We start from the raw sequence: 246 nt of genomic DNA on the forward strand, positions 1-246 counted from the left end.
CCATTAAAACAACTGCGACTGAACATCGATTCTTACATCAATGGCAACGCATACTCAGCCAGCAACTAAAGCGTAGTTTCGATGCTCAAAAGTCTGGGTTAATCGCAGGGCAAAGCATCGCACTTATCCAAAAGCTTACCGCCGCATTATTGCTATGGTGGGGAGTCAGCGCTGTACTAAATGGTGAGCTAACGCCCGGTGAATTGGTCGCATTCAATATGTTAGCTGGTCATGTTACCCAACCGG

The 246-nt window shown here is 47.2% G+C and carries 1 protein-coding gene; it reads left to right on the forward strand.

The features are described from left to right. The coding region (locus AB4512_RS23330) for an ABC transporter transmembrane domain-containing protein (RefSeq protein ID WP_372175907.1) at positions 1-246 on the forward strand (246 nt) is incomplete at both ends.

The sequence above is a fragment of the Vibrio sp. 10N.222.52.B7 genome, from assembly GCF_041474275.1.
In the GTDB taxonomy this organism is placed as follows: Bacteria; Pseudomonadota; Gammaproteobacteria; order Enterobacterales; family Vibrionaceae; genus Vibrio; species Vibrio crassostreae_C.